The following is a 19,453-nucleotide window of genomic DNA, read 5'->3' as shown; positions in this document are numbered from 1 at the left end:
GTGGCGCTCCCGGTCCTGGCCCGGCGCGGTGCGGCGCGTGGGCCTGCTGTGCGCGACACGGTACCGCCATCGGGGACCGCTCAGCCGAGCAGGACCACCTCGACCTCGGCGCCGGGCTCGACGGACTCGGTGTCCTCGGGGACGACGATGAGCGCGTTCGCCTGCGCGAGGGCGGCCACCAGGTGGGAGCCGGAGCCGCCGACCGGGGTGACCGATCCGTCGGTGTGGCTGCCCCGCAGGAACTGCCGGCGGCCCTTCGGCGAGGTCAGGGCCTTGTCCGCGGCCAGGGAGGCGGTGACCGTCGGGCGGTGCACGTCGGGCAGGCCCATGAGGGTGCGGATCGCGGGGCGCACGAACAGCTCGAAGGAGACGTACGACGACACCGGGTTGCCGGGCAGCGCGAGCAGCGGGGTGTGGTCGGGGCCGATCGAGCCGAAGCCCTGGGGCTTGCCGGGCTGCATGGCCAGCTTGCGGAAGTCCACGCCGCCGCCCGGCTCGTCCTCGTCGCCGACGTGCGCCAGCGCCTCCTTGACCACGTCGTACGCCCCGACGCTGACGCCGCCGGTGGTGACCATCAGGTCGGCGCGCACCAGTTGGTCCTCGATGGTGGACCGCAGGGTGTCGGCGTCGTCGGTGACGGCGCCCACCCGGTAGGCGATGGCGCCGGCGTCGCGGGCGGCCGCGGTGAGGGCGAAGCTGTTGGAGTCGTAGATCTGACCGGACGCCAGCTGCTCGTCGGGCTGGACGAGTTCGCTGCCGGTGGAGAGCACCACCACGCGCGGGCGCGGACGCACCCGTACCGTGCCCCGGCCGATGGCGGCGAGCAGGCCGATCTGGGGCGGGCCCAGCACGGTGCCGGCCACCAGGGCGCGGTCTCCGGAGCGGACGTCGCTGCCCTTGGCGCGGACGTGCGCGCGCTCCTCGGCCGGCCGGTACACGTGGACGTGTCCCTGTGCGCCCTCGGGGGCCAGGCTGCGGGCGCGCATGCCGGCCACCGGGCCCTCGCCGAGCCCGCCGTCGGTCCACTCCACGGGGACGACGGCCTCGGCGCCGGGCGGAAGCGGAGCGCCGGTCATGATGCGGGCGGCCTGGCCGGGTCCCACCGTGACCGGGTCGGCCTGGCCGGCGGCGACGTCCCCGACGACCTCCAGGACGGCGGGGAACTCCTCGCTGGCGCCCGCGACGTCGGTGACCCGCACCGCGTACCCGTCCATGGAGCTGTTGTCGAACGGCGGCAGGGACAGCGGCACCGTGATGTCGTCGACCAGGACGCAGCCCTGGGCGTCGAGCAGGTTCAGCTCGATGGGGTCCAGGGGGCGGACGGTGGCGAGGACGTCGTCCAGGTGCTCCTGGACCGACCACAGCCGGTCCTGACCGGGGCCCGCGGTGGCGTGGTCGTGGCCGGTGCCACGGTGCGCGCTGCTGCTCAACGTCCTTGCATCTCCTCGGCTACGTAACTGCGGAGCCAGGTCCGGAAGTCCGGGCCCAGGTCTTCACGTTCGCATGCGAGTCGGACAATGGCACGCAGGTAGTCGCCGCGGTCGCCGGTGTCATAGCGGCGGCCCTTGAAGACGACGCCGTGCACGGGGCCGCCCACCTTCTCGTCCGCAGCGAGCTGCTGGAGGGCGTCGGTGATCTGGATCTCGCCGCCGCGGCCGGGCTCGGTCTTGCGGAGTATGTCGAAGATGCGCGGGTCGAGGACGTAGCGGCCGATGATGGCGTAGTTGGAGGGCGCGTCGGCCGCGTCGGGCTTCTCGACCAGCCCGGTGACCTTGACGACGTCGCCCTCGCCGGTCGGGGCGACGGAGGCGCAGCCGTAGAGGTGGATCTGCTCCGGCGCGACCTCCATGAGGGCGATCACACTGCCGCCGTACTGCTCCTGGACGTCGATCATGCGCTGGAGCAGCGGGTCGCGCGGGTCGATCAGGTCGTCGCCGAGCAGGACCGCGAAGGGCTCGTGGCCGACGTGCGGGGCGGCGCACAGAACGGCGTGGCCGAGGCCCTTGGGGTCGCCCTGACGGACGTAGTGGATCATCGCGAGGTCGCTGGATTCCTGGACCTTGGCCAGGCGGCCCGCGTCGCCCTTCTTCTGCAGGGCGGACTCCAGTTCGTAGTTGCGGTCGAAGTGGTCTTCCAGCGGGCGCTTGTTGCGGCCCGTGACCATGAGGACGTCGCCGAGGCCCGCGGCCACGGCCTCTTCGACCACGTACTGGATCGCCGGCTTGTCGACGACCGGCAGCATCTCCTTGGGAGTGGCCTTGGTGGCCGGCAGGAACCGGGTGCCGAGGCCGGCTGCTGGGATGACAGCCTTGCTGATCCTGGGGTGGGACTGAGTCATGCGCGCCACCCTATCCGGTGCCTTTAGGGAGAATCTGTGACTCGGGACCACTGCTGCTCATATGAGCGCATTAGCGCGGTACAGGAGTCATTCATGCCTCACGTCGGCCCTGCGGACGAACCTGACAAGCGGACGTTGCGGCGGCACTTCCTCGCGGCGCGGAGCCGGTTGACGCCGGATGACGTGCGGGAAGCCGCGGACGCGCTGGCCGGGCGGGCGCTCGGACTGCCGGAGGTCGCGGGGGCGCGCGCCGTGGCGGCGTACGTCTCCGTGGGCGCCGAGCCGGGCACCCTCGCGCTCCTGGACGCGCTGCGCGCGCGGGGGGTGCGCGTCCTGCTGCCCGCACTGCTGCCGGACAACGACCTGGACTGGGGCGAGTACACCGGGGAGGACTCCCTCGCGCGCGTGCGGCACGGCGGGCGGATGGAGCTGTTCGAGCCCGCCGGGGAGCGGCTGGGGCCGGACGCGGTGACGGGGGCGGACGTCGTGCTGCTGCCGGGGGTGGCGGTGGACGGACGCGGCCTGCGCCTCGGGCGCGGCGGAGGGTCGTACGACCGGGTGCTGGCCCGCCTGGCGGCCGCGGGCGCCCGGCCCGCGCTGCTGGTGCTGCTCTACGACGGGGAGGTCGTCGCGCGCGTGCCCGCGGAACCGCACGACCGGCCGGTGGACGCGGTGGTGACGCCGTCGGGGGTGCGCAGGTTCCGCTGACGCCGTTCCGGCACGCGAATCCGCCTCCACCGGCGCCGTTCCGGCACGAGAACGGCCTCCACACGCGTGTGGAGGCCGTTCTCGTGCGACAGGCTCGGGGCGCTACGGCTTGAGCACCAGGGTGTCGCTCGTGCTCTCGTCGACCGCCTTCTTCGAGAAGGACCACGGCAGCAGTTCGCCGTCGGCCCACTTGTCGGTCTGGTCGGTGTAGTGCGCGCTGTAGGCGTGTCCGGAGGCGCCGGTGAGGTTGATCCAGCGGGACTTGTCGAGGTCGCCGAGGTTGACCACCATGCGCATGGACGGCACCCAGATCACCCCGTAGCCGCCGGCCGCGTTCCAGCCGGAGGCGTTGACCGCCGCCTCACCACCGCTGAGCTTCCAGGGACCACGGTTGAGCGCGTACTTCAGGAAGCCGGGGCCCTCGGTGCCCAGGGTCTGGTTCTTCAGGAACAGGCGGTGCAGCCGGCCCCAGTTCCAGGTGTCGATGTCCTTGCCGAGCTTGGCGGTCAGCTCCCAGCGGGCGTCGATCATGGCGCGCTTGAACAGGTCGTCGCGGTTGTGGTCGGCGCCCTTGCGGGTGCCGCTCGCGGGCGTCGTCCACCAGTCGCTCTTCGGCTTGTCCATCAGGTTGCGCACGACCTCGAACCAGCGGTCGCCGCCGTCGGGCTGGGCCTGGCCGGGATCACGCTGCCCGCACTCGCGGACCTTGTTGGTCTCGTCCGCGGGACCGGTGGTGTTGACCGGGTCGACCCACAGGCACTGGCCCTCGACCCGCAGCTCCTTGGGCAGCTTGTTGCCGAAGGCGAGCTTGAGGATGTTGCGCCAGACCGCGTTGAAGTAGGCGGCGGCGGCCGAGTCGGCGTCCTGGGTGTAGTCCCAGCCCTCCAGCAGCTTCTGCGCCTCGCGGACGTCCTTGTCGTCGACGTCGATCTTCAGCAGCTGGGGCACGAGCAGCTTGGCCATCTCGCTGCTGTTGTCCAGCTGCATCTGGCGCATGTCGTCGGTGGAGATCTTGCCGCCGTCCTTGATCTTCTGCTCGATCAGGGAGGTGATGCGCTGGCTGCGGGCGCCGTAGCCCCAGTCCGTGGTGAGCGTGTACGGGTACTCGTCCTCGTCGACGACGGCCTGGTTGGCGGTCACGATGTAGCCGCGCTCCGGGTCGTACTCGTAGGGCAGCTCGTCCTGGTCGATGTACTCGCCGGTCCAGCGGTACTTGGAGCTCCAGCCCGGCGCCGGGACCGAGCCGTCGTGGCCCTCGGCGCGCACCGGGATCCGGCCGGGCAGCGTGTAGCCGATGTGCTCGCTGTCGGCGTAGACCAGGTTCTGCGAGGGCACGTCGAACAGCGTGGCGGCCTCGCGGAAGTCGTCCCAGTTCTGCGCCCGGTCGATCGCGAAGACGGCGTCCATGCTGGTGCCCGCCTCCAGCGCGGTCCAGCGCAGGGCCACGCCGTAGCCGTCGCCGCGGTCGGGGGCGGAGCTGTCGACGGTGGCCTTCTTGCCGGTCTTCACCAGTTCGTCGTCGCGGTCGGAGAGCAGCGGGCCGTTGTTGGTCTCGCGGACGACGATCTTCTTGGCGTCGCCGCCGGCGACCTTGATGGTCTCCTCGCGCGTCTCGAAGGGGACCACCTTGCCGTCGTACTGGTAGCCCTCGCCGGTGATCTTCTCCAGGTACAGGTCGGTGACGTCGGCGCCGGAGTTGGTCAGGCCCCAGGCGATCTCCTGGTTGTGGCCGACGACCACGCCGGGCATGCCCGCGAAGGTGTAGCCGGCCACGTCGTACTGGCACTTGGCGGAGACGGTGCGGCAGTGCAGACCCATCTGGTACCAGACGGACGGCAGGGACGGCGACAGGTGCGGGTCGTTGGCCAGCAGCGGCTTGCCGGTGATGGTGTGCTTGCCGGAGACGACCCAGGAGTTGGAGCCGATGCCGTTGCCGTTCACGCCGACGGCGGTGGGGACGTCGTCCAGGACCTCCTGGAGGCCCGCCAGTTGGCCCTGGAGCGCATTGCCGGCACCGGTTCCGGTGCCTGTGCCGCCGGCTCCCGCGCCCGTGCCGGTACCGGTACCGGTCCCGGTGCCCGTGCCGTCGCCGCTGCCCGACGAGCCGCCGTCGCCGCCGTCGAAGGTCTGGGTGAGCTCGTCGTACTGGCCCTCCTGGACGATCGCCTTGTTGCGGTCGTACGGGTAGGCCGGGTAGAGGTCGGCGATCTGCTTGGGGCCCAGGCGGCTGGTCATCAGGGCGCGGTCGACCTCGTCCTGCATGTTGCCGCGCAGGTCCCAGGCCATCGCCTTGAGCCAGGCCACCGAGTCGACCGGGGTCCACTCCTGGGGCTTGTAGTCGTTGGTGAAGCCGAGGGCCGCGTACTCCAGGGAGATGTCCGCGCCCTCCTTGCCCTTCAGGTAGGCGTTGACGCCCTTGGAGTACGCCTGGAGGTACTTCTTGGTGGAGTCCGACAGCTTCTCGTCGTACTCCTTCTTCGCCACCCGGTGCCAGCCCAGGGTGCGCAGGAACTCGTCGTTGTCGATCTGGCTCTTGCCGAACATCTCCGACAGGCGACCGGCGGTCATGTGCCGGCGGACGTCCATCTCGTAGAACCGGTCCTGCGCCTGGACGTAGCCCTGCGCCATGAACAGGTCCTCGTCGGTGGAGGCGTAGATCTGCGGGATGCCGTACCCGTCGCGCTTGACGTCGACCGGACCCGACAGGCCGTCGAGCGTGATCGAGCCCTTGGTCTGCGGGAAGGACGCGCGCACGGTGCTGATCGACCAGTACGCCCCGTAGGCGAGGCCGCCGATGAGGGCCAGGACCAGCACGAGGACGAGCAGGCGGCCCTTGCGCCCCTTCCCCTTCTTCCTGCCGGACGTGCCGGACTGCTGACCCGGGGTGGCGGTGGTGGTGGGGGGCATCGCTGTCCTTGCTGTCCTAACACGAGCGGCAGGGGCGGGCTGTGCTTCGTACGGAGGCTGAGCGCTGAGCGCCGAGCGCTGGAGCAACTGTAGGCGCAGGCCCGGCTCCGCCTTGACGCGGAGTCGGGTACAGGGGCGCACGAGCGTTCGATCTTGCCAAGCCGAGCGTCAAGAAAGCGTCAAGAGTTAGGTAAGGTAACGAAGTAGTTGCCCGCGCAGTACGGCGGATTCGTGTGCCATGGGGGTGCGCCTCGCACACAACGCGGGCGCGTTCGCCCACGCTGTGATCCGTGCTGTGCGCCAAGGAAGGGAACGGCCGCTGACTGTCCACCACCTCAACCAGCTCCTGCTCGTCTGCTCGCTCGTCCTGCTCATCGCCGTGGCGGCGGTCCGGATCTCCTCGCGCAGCGGGCTCCCCAGCCTGCTCGTCTACCTGGCCATCGGCATCGCCATGGGCCAGGACGGCATTGGCGACATCAAGTTCGACGACGCCGAACTGGTCCAGGTCATCGGCTACGGGGCCCTCGTCGTGATCCTGGCCGAGGGCGGCCTCGGCACGAAGTGGAAAGAGGCGAAACCGGCCCTCCCGGCCGCCTCCGCGCTGGCCCTCGCCGGAGTCGCGGTGAGCGTCGGGGTGACCGCGACGGGCGCGCACTACCTGACGGGGCTGGAGTGGCGACAGGCCCTCATCATCGGGGCCGTGGTCTCCTCCACGGACGCCGCCGCCGTCTTCTCCGTGCTGCGCCGGATCCCGCTGCCCAGGCGGATAGTGGGCACGCTGGAGGCCGAGTCCGGCTTCAACGACGCCCCGGTGGTCATCCTCGTGGTCGCCTTCTCCGCGGCGGGACCGATCGAGCACTGGTACGTGCTGATCGGTGAGATCGCCCTGGAGCTGGCCATCGGCGCGGCCATCGGACTCGCGGTGGGCTGGCTGGGGTCCTGGGGGCTGAAGCGCGTGGCGCTGCCCGCCTCCGGCCTCTACCCCATCGCCGTCATGTCGATCGCCATCGCCGCCTACGCGGCCGGCGCCATGGCCCACGGCAGCGGCTTCCTGGCCGTCTACCTCGCCTCCATGGTCATGGGCAACGCGCGACTGCCGCACTGGCCCGCCACCCGGGGGTTCGCCGACGGACTCGGCTGGCTCGCCCAGATCGGCATGTTCGTCCTGCTCGGACTGCTGGTCACCCCGCACGAACTGGGCGACGACATCCTGCCCGCCCTGGTGATCGGCCTGGTGCTCACCATGGTCGCGCGGCCACTGAGCGTCGTGCTGTGCCTGGTGCCCTTCCGGGTGCCGTGGCAGGAGCAGGCCCTGATGTCGTGGGCGGGGCTGCGCGGTGCGGTGCCCATCATCCTGGCGACGATCCCCATGGTGGAGGGCGTCGCGGGCAGTCAGCGGATCTTCAACATCGTCTTCGTGCTGGTCGTCGTCTACACCCTGGTCCAGGGGCCGACGCTGCCGTGGCTGGCCCGCATGCTGCGCCTGGGCACGGACGACGAGGCGGCCGACCTCGGCATCGAGTCGGCGCCCCTGGAGCGGCTGCGCGGGCACCTGCTGTCGGTGACGATCCCCGAGGGTTCGAAGATGCACGGCGTCGAGGTCAACGAGCTGCGGCTGCCCACCGGGTCGGCCGTCACGCTGATCGTCCGCGACGGCACCTCCTTCGTGCCGCTGCCCACCACGGGACTGCGTCGCGGGGACGAACTCCTGGTGGTCGCCACCGACCCCGTCCGGGACGCCGCCGAGGCACGGCTGCGCGCGGTCGGCCACGGCGGCAAGCTGGCCGGCTGGCTGGGCACCGGCGGGGCCGAGGACACCCGCCGCAATCGCAGGTGAGCATGTGAGGGGTGCGCCCTTTCACAGGCCGCACCCCGCCCAGCCCCTGTACGATGAAGGCCGCACCTGATCGAACCACCTCTGCCTGAAGCAGAGCTGGCGCGACCGTATGGCGGTCGGATCGCCCCCTCATCCACGCGGGCTCCGGCATCTACCGCAGTCCGCGCGAGTGGACAGCTCTCGGCGCTCCCGCACGACGACCACCACGAGGCGGCGGGACCGCGCTACCAGGCGGCAGAAAGGCACGGGCCGTGGCATCCACGGTCACCCGCCCGGGATACGGGCAGCTGCTGCGCACCCGCGGCGCCTGGACGTTCCTGCTCCCCGGCTTCGCGGCACGCCAGCCGTTCGCGATGCTGACCCTCTCCCTCGTGCTGCTGGTGCAGCACACCACCGGCTCCTACGGCGTCGCCGGCGCCGTCGCGGCCGTCACCGGCGTCTCCATGGCCCTGTTCGCCCCCTACAGCGGACGGCTCGCCGACCGCTACGGACAGCGCACCGTCCTGCTGCCCGGCGTGCTCGTGCACGCGGCGTCCGGGCTGACCCTGACCTTCCTCGCGCTGGCGGACGCTCCCCTGTGGGCGCTGTTCCTGGCGGCCGTGCCGACCGGCGCCTCGGTGCCGCAGGTCGGGCCGATGGTGCGGGCCCGCTGGGCCGCGAAGCTCAAGGACTCACCCCTGATGAGCACGGCGGCCGCCTTCGAGTCCGTCACCGACGAGCTGACCTTCGTCCTCGGCCCCCTGCTGGCGACCGCCCTGTGCACGTCCGTCGACCCCGCCGCGGGCCTGGTCACGGAGGCCGCGCTCACCCTGGTGGGCGGTCTGCTGTTCGCCGCGCAGAAGAGCACTCAACCCGTTGTCGGTGGCGTCGGCGGCGCCGGCGATTCCGCCGGCGGGCACGCGCGCGTGGAGCACGTTTCCGCGCTGCGGGTCCCCGGCGTGCGGGTCCTGATCGTGGTCTTCCTCGGCATCGGTTCCGTCTTCGGCGGCATGCAGGTTTCGCTGGCCGCGTTCACGGAGTCGATCGGCGAGCCGGGCCTGAACGGCGTCCTGTACGGCGTGTTCGCCGCGGGCAACATGATCTCCGGCCTGGCCTGCGGCGCCATCGCCTGGAAGGTGGCCCCGCAGCAGCGCCTCCTGGTCGGCTACACCGCCCTCGCGCTGACCGCGTCCGGCCTGTGGGCCGCGCACTCGGTGCTCGTGCTGGCCGGTCTCGGCCTGCTGGTCGGCATGTGCATCGCGCCCGCCATCGTCACCGGCTACACCCTGGTCGAGGGGCTGGTCCCGGCGGGCGCCCGCACCGAGGCCTTCACCTGGCTGACCGGCGCGGTCGCGCTGGGCCAGGCGGCGGCCGTGACCGTCGCCGGACAGCTGGAGGACCGCTTCCGGGAGGGTGCCGGGTTCCTGGTGCCGATGGGCGGCACGGTCCTCGCGCTGGCGGTCCTGGTGACGCTGCGCTCGCGGCTGGCGACGCGGCCCCACGGTCGTACGGTCGCACGTGGTGTCGGTCACCGCGCGCCCGCCACAGTGGACTGATCCCGCGGAATACGTCACTATGGATCGTCGTTAGCACTCATCGAGTGAGAGTGCCAGGAGGAAGACAGTGCCGACGTACCAGTACCAGTGCACCGAGTGCGGCGAGGGCCTCGAGGCGGTGCAGAAGTTCACCGACGACGCCCTCACCGAGTGCCCGAACTGCCAGGGACGCCTGAAGAAGGTGTTCTCCGCGGTCGGCATCGTCTTCAAGGGCTCCGGCTTCTACCGCAACGACAGCCGCGGCAGCTCGTCGAGCAGCTCGCCCGCGGCGTCGTCGAAGGCGTCGTCCTCGGCCTCTTCCTCGTCCTCCTCGGACTCGGGCTCGTCGTCCTCGGGCTCCGGCTCGTCCTCGGGCTCCGGCTCGTCGTCGGGCTCGGGCAGCAGCTCCTCCGCGGGCAGCACCGCCGCCTGACACCCCGGCTTCACCGCCGCGCGGGGCCAGTTCTTACGGGACCCTGTCGTCGTCCGACGACGGGGTCCTCGGCGTTGCGCCCGGCGGTTAGGGTGCGGGCATGGCGAACAAGGCGAAGGCCGAGAACGTGCGGACCGCGAACGGGCAGGCCGGGAACGCGCCGGCCGAGAACGTGCGGGCCGAGATCGGCGTGATCGGCGGCTCCGGGTTCTACTCGTTCCTCGACGACGTGACCGAGGTCCGGGTGGACACCCCCTACGGGCCGCCCAGCGACTCCCTCTTCCTCGGCGAGGTCGCCGGCCGGCGGGTCGCCTTCCTCCCCCGGCACGGGCGCGGCCACCATCTGCCGCCCCACCGGATCAACTACCGCGCCAACCTGTGGGCGCTGCGCTCGGTGGGCGCTCGCCAGGTCTTCGGCCCGTGTGCGGTCGGCGGCCTGCGCCCCGAGTACGGGCCGGGCACGCTGCTGGTGCCGGACCAGTTCGTCGACCGTACGCAGTCCCGCCCGTCGACCTACTTCGACGGGCTGCCGACGCCCGACGGGACCGTCCCCAACGTGGTGCACGTGTCGCTGGCCGACCCGTACTGCCCCACCGGACGCGCTGCCGCGCTGAAGGCGGCCCGGGGACGGGACTGGGAACCGGTGGAGGGCGGCACCCTGGTCGTGGTCGAGGGGCCGCGCTTCGGTACCCGCGCGGAATCCCTGTGGCACCGGGCGCAGGGCTGGTCGGTGGTGGGCATGACCGGCCACCCCGAGGCGGCACTCGCCCGTGAGCTGGAGCTCTGCTACACGTCGCTGACCCTGGTGACCGACCTCGACGCCGGTGCGGAGAGCGGCGAGGGCGTCTCGCACGAGGAGGTGCTGCGGGTGTTCGCGGCCAACGTGGACCGGCTGCGGGGCGTCCTGTTCGACGCGGTGGCCGCGCTGCCGGCGACCGGGGAACGGGACTGCCCGTGCGGGGCGGCGCTGGGCGGGATGGACCCGGGGATCGCGCTGCCGTAGGGGTGTGCGGACGGGCTTCGAAGTACTGGAACAACTCGTTCCGGTGAGGGAGTTGTCCACAGCCGACCGGTGGTCCACGGGCGTCGGCGGGACTCGGTGAAAAGCCTCATCGTGGGAGCGCAAGCCGGTCCCTCGTCACTGGTGGTGGTCACCGTGTCCCGTCCCTCCCTGCCCTTTCCCTCCGGGCCCTCGGCCTCCGGGCCTTCCCCCTCCCTGTCGTCAGCCTCCCTGGCCTCGCCACCCCTGCCGTCTTCGCCTCCGCCGCCTCCCTCCGCCGACTCGTACGCCTCGCCGCTCCCGGCCGGGGCCGACGCGCCGCCCACCTGTGAGGTGCCGCACTTCGCCCCGGTGCGGGTGCGCGGCGGGCGCCATCGGCTGCACCGGCTCGTGCGTCACCGGCGACGCGCCCTCGCCGTCGGGCTCGCCGTCACCGCGGCGGCACTGGTGGCGGCGGGTCCGCATCCCGGAACCGACGGGCACGGGACCGACGGGCAGGGGACCGACGGGCAGGGGACGCGGGGGGCACGCGGGCATCCGACGGCCGAGCGGCAGCACACCCGGCTCGTGGCGGCGCCGGTGCGGATCGCCGACGCGGCCACGGTGCGGCTGTTGAGGCCGGGCGACCGCGTCGACGTCGTCGCGACCGGGGACGGCGGGGCCGGCGACGCCTCGGTACTCGCCCGTGGTGTGCGGGTGGCCGAGGTGCCCGAACCCGTGCAGGATCCGGCGGCGGGTGGGGCGCTGGTGGTGGTCTCGGTGCCGCGCGCGACGGCACACCGGCTGGTCGGCGCCGGTACCACGGCACGATTGGCGGTGACCCTGTGCTGAGCCCGTCAAGTACCTCGTTCGAGGGTACGGATTGGACAGGATGGCCCAACGCTGCCGTAGGTTTCGGAACGTTTGGTTCCTGCACCTGTTCAAGCGAGGAGTGCTCCCACCGTGAGCGACAAGAAGGAGCCGAGCGTCTGGCAGGGCTTCAAGGCCTTCCTGATGCGCGGCAACGTCATCGACCTGGCGGTGGCGGTCGTCATCGGCGCCGCTTTCACCAAGATCGTCAACTCGGTGGTGGAGGGGGTCATCAACCCCCTGGTCGGGGCGTTCGGCACACAGAGCCTGGACAGTTACAGCTCCTGTCTGAAGGGTCCGTGCACCGGGACCGGCGACAGCGCGACGGGCGTGCGGATCCTGTGGGGCCACGTGCTGGGCGCGACCCTCACCTTCCTGATCACTGCGGCCGTCGTCTACTTCCTGATGGTGCTGCCCATGTCGAAGTACCTGGCCCGGCAGGAAGCCCGCCGCAAGGCGAAGGAGAGCACCGAGGAGGTCATCGAGGTCTCCGAGCTGGAGGTGCTCAAGGAGATCCGCGACGCGCTGCTCGCCCAGCGCGGCGGTTCGGGGCAGGACCGCTCCTAGCCTGCGGGCTCGCGGTCCGGCCGGCGCCGGGAATTCCGCTCCCTCCGGTGAGGGGGGACTCAGATGTGGTGGGGCGGCTTCTCGTCGAGGAAGCGCTTCAGGTCGGCCGCGCTGTCGCCCTCGGGCCGCTCTCCCCAGCCGCGGTCGGTGTCGTCCGAGGTCTGCTGGTCCAGCGGGTCGTCGAAGACCAGCGCGGGCCTGGGCGCGCGGGGCTCGGGGCCGGGGGTGGTACTCATGGCTCCAGGGTACGGGGCGCGCCGCGGACGCCGTCCCCCGCGCCCGCTCACCCCGGCGGACGGGTGGTCCGCAAGCACGTCCGCGTCGTCTCTGCTGTGCTGGGAGCCATGATGTCCAGTCCCCGTCCCTCCTCCGCGACCGCGCCCTTGGGCCCACCGCCCGACGACCACCCCCCGGTGCGCCGTCTGAAGGCACGCCACCGGCACGAGGTGCACCGCGTCGCCACGCCGCTCGAGCTCCTCTTCGACCTGTGCTTCGTCGTCGCCATCGCCCAGGCCGGCGTCCAGCTGGTGCACTCCGTCGCCGGAGGGCATGCCGGCGAGGGTGTCCTCAACTACACGATGGTCTTCTTCGCCATCTGGTGGGCGTGGATGAACTTCACGTGGTTCGCCTCCGCGTACGACAACGACGACGTCCTCTACCGGGTCGTCACGCTCGTCCAGATCGCCGGTGTGCTGGTCCTGGCGGCCGGGGTCTCCCGGGCGTTCGAGGACCACGACTGGGTGGCCGTCGTCATCGGTTACGTGATCATGCGGATGGCCATGGTGGCGCAGTGGCTCAGGGCGGGCCGGTCGGCGGCACCGCCGGAGAGCACCATGGCCCGGAGATACGCGGCCGGCGTGCTGCTCTGTCAGATCGGCTGGCTGGGGCTGCTGATCGTGCCGGAGAGCGGCCGGGGCTGGCTGTTCCTGGTGATGGTGGTGCTGGAGCTGTGCGTGCCGGCGTTCGCCGAGCGCAAGCATCCCTCGTCCTGGCATCCGCACCACATCTCCGAGCGGTACGGGCTGTTCACGATCATCGTGCTCGGCGAGACCGTCGCGGCGGCCACGGTCGCGGTGAAGTCGGGCATCGAGGAGAACGACGCGCTGGGCGAGGTCCTCCCGATCGCGGCCGGCGGACTGCTGATCGTCTTCGCGGCCTGGTGGATCTACTTCGTTGTGCCCGTCCACAGCCATCTGCGCTCCAACCGACAGTCCTTCCTCTGGGGCTACGGCCACTACCTGGTGTTCGCCTCGGCGGCGGCGATCGGGGCGGGACTGGAGGTGGCGGTGGAGCAGGCCGTGGGCAAGGCGCATGTCTCGACGCTCGCGGCATCCTTCGCGGTGACCCTGCCGACGGCGGTCTTCCTGCTGGCGGTGTGGGCCCTGCACGCACGGTACTTCAAGGTGGGCGTCGCCGAGCAGCTCGTGCTGCCGGTGGCCGCGCTGCTGGTGCTCGCCTGCACCTTCCTGGGGGGCGAGGCGGTACTGGCGGCGGGGATCGTGCTGGCGCTGGCCGTGGCGGCCGGGGTGACGCTGACCGCGCGGCGCACCGAGCGGGAGCGGAGGGCACCGGCACCGGCCGCCTGAGCCACTGCTCCCCGCCGTGCCGGTCACCGGTCCCGCACCGCGCCGACCGCGGCTGCGGTCCCGTCGCCGGCGGCGGGACGAGACTGGCCCCATGACAGTTGACGCATTGACGGATGTCGCCGGTCTTCGGGTGGGGCATGCGACGCGCACCGGGAACGGGTGGCTGACGGGGACGACGGTGGTGCTGGCGCCGGAGGGCGGTGCGGTCGCCGGTGTGGACGTGCGCGGCGGCGGCCCCGGCACCAAGGAGACCGACGCCCTCGATCCGCGCAACCTGGTCCAGCGGGTGCAGGCGGTGGTGCTGACCGGTGGCAGTGCCTACGGGCTCGACGCGGCCTCGGGGGTGATGGCCTGGCTGGAGGAGCGGGGGCGCGGAGTGCGGGTCGGTCCGGACCCGGCGCACGTGGTGCCGGTGGTGCCCGCGGCCTGCGTCTTCGACCTGGGGCGCGGAGGCGACTTCCGGGCCAGGCCGGACGCGGCCACCGGTTACGCGGCCGCGGCGGCGGCCCACGCGAGCGCGCCGGGCGCCGGGGTGGCCGAGGGGTGTGTCGGGGCGGGCACCGGTGCCGTGGTCGGCACCCTGAAGGGCGGGGTGGGCACCGCGAGCACTCTGCTCGACTCGGGGATCACGGTGGCGGCGCTGGTGGTGGCCAACGCGGCGGGGTCGGTGACGGACCCGCAAACGGGGGCGCTGTACGGGGAGTTGTTCCGGGGCGGACGGGTGGAGTACCCGGCACCGGACGTGCACGAGGCCGCGCGGCGGCGCCTGGCCGAGGTCGCGGCGAGGAACGCACCGCCCCCGCTGAACACCACGCTCGCCGTCGTCGCCACCGACGCCGACCTGTCCAAGGCGCAGGCGCAGAAGCTGGCCGGCACCGCGCACGACGGCATCGCGCGGGCCGTACGGCCGGTGCATCTGCTCAGCGACGGCGACACGGTGTTCGCCCTGGCCACCGGGGAGCGCCCGCTCGAGTCCGGGCAGCCGCTCGCGCTGAACGAGCTGCTGGCGGCGGGCGCCGACGTGGTGACCCGCGCGATCGTGCGCGCGGTCCGGGCCGCCGAGCCGGTGGACGGCCCGGGCGGATCCTGGCCGGCCTACGGGGAGCTGTACGGGCGGGTTTCCAGGGCCGGTTGACCCGGCCGCGTTGCGATTGTCCGGGTTTTGTCACGCGTCGGCGCTCCCGGCGGCCCTCGGGAACCCCGCGGGCCGCCGGGCCCCTCTAGACGGCTGAAGCGAGCAGCGCACAACACCCGAACCTGGAGCAGCCCGTGACAACGCCGGACATAGCCACGCGGCGCGTACTGGGGGCCTGTGCCGCCCTGGTGGTCGGCGCCCTCACCCTCACCGCCTGCGGCGGAAGCGCCAGCGCCGACGACAAGAAGGACGGCAAGGACGGCGCCGGGGCCGCCGACACCTCGGTCGCCAAGCTGGTGATCTCGGCCAAGGACGGGTCGACCGGCGCCTCGGTCAACTCCACCGGTGTGAAGGTCAGCGACGGCACGCTGACCGACGTGACGATGACCGTCGCGGAGACGGGTGCCGCCGTACCGGGCACGGTGTCCGGCGACGGCGGCAGCTGGAAGCCGAAGGAGCGGCTGGAGCGGGGCACGAAGTACCGGATCACGGCGCGGGCGAAGGACGCGAACGGCCGCACGGCCGCAGCCGACTCGGTGTTCACGACCGTCTCCTCGGACCACAGCTTCGTCGGCACGTACACCCCGGACGGCGGCAGCACGGTCGGGGTGGGGATGCCGGTGTCGTTCACGTTCGACAAGGCGATCACCGACCGGAAGAGCGTGCAGGCGCACATCACGGTCACCTCCAGCAGCGGGCAGAAGGTGGTCGGGCACTGGTTCGGCGGGCAACGGCTCGACTTCCGGCCCGAGGAGTACTGGAAGGCCGGCTCCAAGGTCACGCTGAAGATCGACCTGGACGGGGTGGAGGGCGCGAACGGCCTCTACGGCGTGCAGAAGAAGACCGTGACCTTCACCGTGGGCCGCGCGCAGGTCTCCACGGTGGACGTCGACACGCAGACCATGACGGTGGTGCGGGACGGCACGACGCTCAAGTCGATCCCGATCTCGGCGGGCAGCGCCGCGAACCCGACGTACAACGGGCAGATGGTGATCTCGGAGAAGTCCGAGCAGACGCGCATGAACGGGTCGACGGTCGGGTTCGGCGGCGAGTACGACATCCCGGACGTGCCCCACGCGATGCGGCTGAGCCGGTCCGGCACCTTCATCCACGGCAACTACTGGTACAACCTCGGCAACCCACCCTTCGGCGCCCAGGGCACCAGCCACGGCTGTGTCGGGCTGGCGGACGTGCAGGGCGCGCAGGGCGACACCCCGGGCAAGTGGTTCTACGACCACTCGCTCGTCGGGGACGTCGTGGTCGTCAAGAACTCCCCGGACGACACGATCGCGCCGGACAACGGCCTCAACGGCTGGAACATGCCGTGGAGCGAGTGGATCACCCAAAGCACCGGCTGATCGGGCGGTGAGCAGGAAGTTTTGACGGTTCGTCGGGCCGCGCGGGAACTTTTCGCGCGGCCCTCGCGTAATTCGTGCGTACGTTTTCTCGGTTCCCGGACATGATGTCCGACCGAGGGGCTACGGTATGCACCCACAAGGTGACATGCAGCAACGCCGGGAGAAACCTTGAGCGTTCCGTACGAGACGGCAGCGTACGAACCACCCGAGTCGCCCGAGTCTCCGGAGGAGCACCTCTTGCGGCTGCTCGGACGCGCCCTGAACTCTTTCGAGCTGCCCGACGAGGTCCTGCGGCGGCTGGACTGCGCGCTGGCGCACGACGGTTCACTGCACTCCGCGCACCACAGCGCGGGGCTGCACCGGGAGACGTACCGCCACACCTGGCTGCTCGCCGACGGCTCGGCCCTCACCCTCTGGGAGCTGGTCCACAACACCGCCCCGGGCAGCGAGCCGCAGCACGAGGTCTACGTCGACGAGGAGGAGTTGCGCACCGCCGGATCCCGGCTGGCGCTGCCGCCCGACGCCCCGGATTTCGAGCTGCCGGCGCAGGTGCAGCTGTCGCCCGTCCCCACCCCGCGCCACGTGTATGTCCCCGACGCCTCGGCGGACCACGCCCGTCGGCTGCTGCGCCGCGCGGAGAACGCGGACCGTCCCGGTGCCGACCTCGCCGAGCGGCTGTCGACGGCGTGCGGGCACCAGATCACCCAGGCCTTCGGCGGGCCCGGCCGGGCGGGCCGCGCCCGGATCGGCTTCTCGCTCTACGAGCACGCGTTCCTGCTGCGCGACGGCGTGGAGGTCTCCCTGTGGGAGGTCGAGCACACGGCCACGCCGGACGGCCGGCACATGTGCGAGGTGTACGACAGCGAGGAGACGGCCCGCCGGGAGATGGAGCGGCGCGCGGCACAGGTGTCCCCGTAGCGCGCCCCGCTCCCCTCCGGGCCCTTACGCGGCCACCGGCTGCTTCTCCCCCGGCGTCGGGGCCGACGGGTCCGCGCCGTCGGGTCCCTGGGCCGCGGCTCCGGGCACCGGCTTGCGCAGGCCCTTGAGGACTGTCACCAGCGCCGCGCTGACACAGACACCGGCCGCGATGGCGACCAGGTAGAGCAGCGGGTTGCCGATCAGCGGGACCACGAAGATGCCGCCGTGGGGGGCGCGCAGCGTCGCCCCGAAGGCCATCGACAGGGCGCCGGTGACCGCACCGCCCGCCATCGAGGCGGGGATGACGCGCAGCGGGTCGGCCGCGGCGAACGGGATGGCGCCCTCGGAGATGAAGGAGGCGCCCAGGACCCAGGCGGCCTTGCCGTTCTCGCGCTCGGCGGCGTTGAAGAGCCGGCCGCGCACCGTGGTGGCCAGGGCCATCGCCAGCGGCGGGACCATGCCGGCCGCCATGACCGCCGCCATGATCTTCATCGCCGAGTCGCTGGGGCTGGCGACCGCGATGCCCGCGGTGGCGAAGGTGTAGGCGACCTTGTTGACCGGGCCGCCGAGGTCGAAGCACATCATGAGGCCGAGCAGCGCGCCGAGCAGGATCGCGTTGGCGCCGGACAGGCCGTTCAGCCAGTCGGTCATGCCCGACTGCGCGGAGGCGATGGGCTTGCCGATCACGACGAACATCAGGAACCCGACGACCGCCGCCGAGACGAGCGGGATCACCACCACCGGCATGATGCCGCGCAACGCCTTCGGTATCGCTACCCGCTGGATCGCCAGCACCACGGCGCCGGAGATCAGACCGGCCGCCAGACCGCCGAGGAAGCCGGCGTTGATGGTGAGCGCGATCGAGCCGCCGACGAAGCCGGGGACCAGGCCCGGCCGGTCGGCCATGCCGTAGGCGATGTAGCCGGCCAGCACCGGGACGAGGAAGGCGAAGGCCACGCCGCCGATCTGGAACAGCAGCGCGCCCCAGCTGTCCGCCTGGGTCCACACGAAGTGGTCCATCACGGAGGGCGCCTTGTTGATCTCGTAGCCGCCGACGGCGAAGCCCAGGGCGATCAGCAGGCCGCCCGCGGCGACGAACGGCACCATGTAACTGACGCCGGACATCAGCCACTTGCGGAGCTTGGTGCCGTATCCCTCACCGGACTCCCCACCGCGCTCGACGGGCGTCACACCCGGGGAGGCGGAGGTGACCTCGCCGCGGGCCGCCTTGTCGCGGACCTCGCCGATCAGCTCGCCGGGCCGGTTGATGGCCGCCTTGACGCCGGTGTCGACGGTGGGCTTCCCGGCGAAGCGGTCCTTCTCGCGTACGGCGACGTCGTGGGCGAAGATCACGCCGTCCGCCGCCGCGATCACCGCCGGGTCGAGCCGGGTGAAGCCCGCCGACCCCTGGGTCTCGACGACGACGTCGACGCCCGCCTCGCGGCCCGCGTTCTCCAGGGACTCGGCCGCCATGTAGGTGTGCGCGATGCCGGTGGGGCAGGAGGTGACGGCGACGATCCGGAAGGGGCGCTCGGGTGCGCCGGATTCGCGGCCGGTGCTGCCCGGGGTGGTCTCGGCGGAGGCCGCCGCCGAGACCGCCCCGGTGTCCGGGCTCTCCTCCGTGGTGCCCTCGGGGGTGTCCTCGGCGGGCGCCGGTTCCTCCCCGCGGATCAGCGCGGCGGCGCCGGCCGCGTCGCCCACCGAGCGCAGCGCGGCGGTGAACTCGGCGCTCATCAGCTGCCGGGCCAGCGACGAGAGGATCGTCAGGTGGGCGTCGTCGGCGCCCGCCGGAGCGGCGATCAGGAAGATCAGGTCGGCCGGACCGTCCGCCGCCCCGAAGTCGACGCCGGCCGCGCTGCGCCCGAAGGCGAGCGTCGGCTCGGTGACGTGTGCGCTGCGGCAGTGCGGGATGCCGATGCCGCCGTCGAGGCCGGTCGGCATCTGCGCCTCGCGGGCGGTCACGTCGGCGAGGAAGCCCTCCAGGTCGGTCACCCGGCCCAGGGCCACCATCCGCTGCGCGAGGGCGCGCGCCGCCGCTTCCTTGGTGTCGGCGGACAGGTCGAGGTCGACCAGGTCCGCGGTGATCATGTCGCTCATCGCGGGCTCCTTAGCTCGCGTATCGCCCGGAACGTGGGGTGAGGGGCGGGGGCGGGGAGGGGGACGGGGGCACAGCGGTGGGGGCTGGGGACGGCCCCGCGGAGGGGGCCGTGAGCGGGGCGGACGACCTCGCGGAGGCAGCCGCGAGTGGGGCGGACGACCCTGGGGAGGCGGGTGGGGCGGACGACCCCGCGAAGGCAGCCGCG

16 protein-coding genes are annotated in these 19,453 nt (G+C 72.2%); 11 read left to right on the top strand and 5 right to left on the bottom strand.

Translation table 11 applies throughout. The features are described from left to right. Positions 1-80 precede the first annotated feature (80 nt). Both glp and galU read right to left on the bottom strand, forming a co-directional pair. On the bottom strand, positions 81-1,364 hold the full coding sequence (gene glp, locus AB0P07_RS33385; RefSeq protein ID WP_365557414.1) for a gephyrin-like molybdotransferase Glp: 1,284 nt from the start codon (positions 1,362-1,364) through the stop codon (positions 81-83). A gap of 62 nt (positions 1,365-1,426) precedes the next feature. Continuing rightward, on the bottom strand, positions 1,427-2,338 hold the full coding sequence (gene galU / locus AB0P07_RS33380) for a UTP--glucose-1-phosphate uridylyltransferase GalU (protein ID WP_365557327.1): 912 nt from the start codon (positions 2,336-2,338) through the stop codon (positions 1,427-1,429). A 93-nt stretch (positions 2,339-2,431) separates the two neighbouring features. Here galU and AB0P07_RS33375 point away from each other — a divergent pair, with 93 nt between their 5' ends. Further along, positions 2,432-3,046 carry a 5-formyltetrahydrofolate cyclo-ligase gene (locus AB0P07_RS33375; protein WP_365557324.1) on the top strand — a complete coding sequence of 205 codons (615 nt, stop codon included), beginning with the start codon at positions 2,432-2,434 and terminating at the stop codon, positions 3,044-3,046. Positions 3,047-3,148: 102 nt separating this feature from the next. Here the strand turns inward: AB0P07_RS33375 and AB0P07_RS33370 are convergent, their stop codons facing one another. After that, positions 3,149-5,953, bottom strand: a complete 2,805-nt coding sequence (locus tag AB0P07_RS33370; RefSeq protein ID WP_365557322.1) for a penicillin acylase family protein — start codon at positions 5,951-5,953, stop codon at positions 3,149-3,151. Positions 5,954-6,239: 286 nt separating this feature from the next. On the opposite strand from AB0P07_RS33370, the gene AB0P07_RS33365 reads away from it, so the two are divergent. From AB0P07_RS33365 to mscL, 6 genes are all read left to right on the top strand, one after another. Then, complete coding sequence (locus AB0P07_RS33365; RefSeq protein WP_365557412.1) at positions 6,240-7,790, top strand: potassium/proton antiporter; 1,551 nt, start codon at positions 6,240-6,242, stop codon at positions 7,788-7,790. 251 nt (positions 7,791-8,041) lie between these two features. After that, positions 8,042-9,325, top strand: coding sequence for an MFS transporter (locus tag AB0P07_RS33360; protein WP_365557319.1), 1,284 nt, complete (start codon positions 8,042-8,044; stop codon positions 9,323-9,325). A gap of 67 nt (positions 9,326-9,392) precedes the next feature. After that, on the top strand, positions 9,393-9,737 hold the full coding sequence (locus AB0P07_RS33355) for an FmdB family zinc ribbon protein (protein ID WP_365557316.1): 345 nt from the start codon (positions 9,393-9,395) through the stop codon (positions 9,735-9,737). Positions 9,738-9,837: 100 nt separating this feature from the next. Next, the gene (locus AB0P07_RS33350; RefSeq protein WP_365557313.1) at positions 9,838-10,740 is read left to right on the top strand and encodes an S-methyl-5'-thioadenosine phosphorylase; all 903 of its coding nucleotides are present in this window, start codon (positions 9,838-9,840) and stop codon (positions 10,738-10,740) included. Between the two features lie 330 nt (positions 10,741-11,070). Beyond that, the gene (locus tag AB0P07_RS33345) at positions 11,071-11,568 is read left to right on the top strand and encodes a hypothetical protein (protein WP_365557310.1); all 498 of its coding nucleotides are present in this window, start codon (positions 11,071-11,073) and stop codon (positions 11,566-11,568) included. 111 nt (positions 11,569-11,679) lie between these two features. Then, positions 11,680-12,153 carry a large conductance mechanosensitive channel protein MscL gene (gene mscL, locus AB0P07_RS33340; RefSeq protein ID WP_365557308.1) on the top strand — a complete coding sequence of 158 codons (474 nt, stop codon included), beginning with the start codon at positions 11,680-11,682 and terminating at the stop codon, positions 12,151-12,153. 59 nt (positions 12,154-12,212) lie between these two features. Here the strand turns inward: mscL and AB0P07_RS33335 are convergent, their stop codons facing one another. Then, on the bottom strand, positions 12,213-12,389 hold the full coding sequence (locus AB0P07_RS33335; RefSeq protein WP_365557305.1) for a hypothetical protein: 177 nt from the start codon (positions 12,387-12,389) through the stop codon (positions 12,213-12,215). 111 nt (positions 12,390-12,500) lie between these two features. Between AB0P07_RS33335 and AB0P07_RS33330 the strand changes: the two genes are divergently transcribed. From AB0P07_RS33330 to AB0P07_RS33315, 4 genes are all read left to right on the top strand, one after another. Continuing rightward, positions 12,501-13,739 (top strand): low temperature requirement protein A, encoded by a 1,239-nt coding sequence (locus AB0P07_RS33330; RefSeq protein ID WP_365557409.1) that lies wholly within the window; start codon positions 12,501-12,503, stop codon positions 13,737-13,739. Between the two features lie 91 nt (positions 13,740-13,830). Beyond that, the gene (locus AB0P07_RS33325) at positions 13,831-14,874 is read left to right on the top strand and encodes a P1 family peptidase (protein ID WP_365557303.1); all 1,044 of its coding nucleotides are present in this window, start codon (positions 13,831-13,833) and stop codon (positions 14,872-14,874) included. A 134-nt stretch (positions 14,875-15,008) separates the two neighbouring features. Further along, the gene (locus tag AB0P07_RS33320) at positions 15,009-16,232 is read left to right on the top strand and encodes an Ig-like domain-containing protein (protein WP_365557300.1); all 1,224 of its coding nucleotides are present in this window, start codon (positions 15,009-15,011) and stop codon (positions 16,230-16,232) included. Positions 16,233-16,400: 168 nt separating this feature from the next. Next, on the top strand, positions 16,401-17,150 hold the full coding sequence (locus AB0P07_RS33315) for a DUF6227 family protein (protein WP_365557298.1): 750 nt from the start codon (positions 16,401-16,403) through the stop codon (positions 17,148-17,150). Positions 17,151-17,174: 24 nt separating this feature from the next. On the opposite strand, the gene AB0P07_RS33310 is transcribed toward AB0P07_RS33315, so the two are convergent. Beyond that, complete coding sequence (locus AB0P07_RS33310) at positions 17,175-19,247, bottom strand: fructose-specific PTS transporter subunit EIIC (RefSeq protein WP_365557296.1); 2,073 nt, start codon at positions 19,245-19,247, stop codon at positions 17,175-17,177. Positions 19,248-19,453: the final 206 nt, after the last annotated feature.

This window comes from Streptomyces sp. NPDC085944, assembly GCF_040686295.1.
Classification (GTDB): Bacteria; Actinomycetota; Actinomycetes; order Streptomycetales; family Streptomycetaceae; genus Streptomyces; species Streptomyces salinarius.
The sequence above is the reverse complement of the archived record's forward strand: the minus strand, read 5'-3'. Positions and strand labels throughout refer to the sequence as shown.

Coding starts and splice junctions, on each gene's coding strand:
- galU (WP_365557327.1), bottom strand. CDS start 2,338: ATGACTCAGTCCCACCCCAGGATCAGCAAGGCTGTCATCCCAGCAGCC.
- AB0P07_RS33375 (WP_365557324.1), top strand. CDS start 2,432: ATGCCTCACGTCGGCCCTGCGGACGAACCTGACAAGCGGACGTTGCGG.
- AB0P07_RS33370 (WP_365557322.1), bottom strand. CDS start 5,953: ATGCCCCCCACCACCACCGCCACCCCGGGTCAGCAGTCCGGCACGTCC.
- AB0P07_RS33350 (WP_365557313.1), top strand. CDS start 9,838: ATGGCGAACAAGGCGAAGGCCGAGAACGTGCGGACCGCGAACGGGCAG.
- AB0P07_RS33335 (WP_365557305.1), bottom strand. CDS start 12,389: ATGAGTACCACCCCCGGCCCCGAGCCCCGCGCGCCCAGGCCCGCGCTG.
- AB0P07_RS33330 (WP_365557409.1), top strand. CDS start 12,501: ATGTCCAGTCCCCGTCCCTCCTCCGCGACCGCGCCCTTGGGCCCACCG.
- AB0P07_RS33325 (WP_365557303.1), top strand. CDS start 13,831: ATGACAGTTGACGCATTGACGGATGTCGCCGGTCTTCGGGTGGGGCAT.
- AB0P07_RS33310 (WP_365557296.1), bottom strand. CDS start 19,247: ATGAGCGACATGATCACCGCGGACCTGGTCGACCTCGACCTGTCCGCC.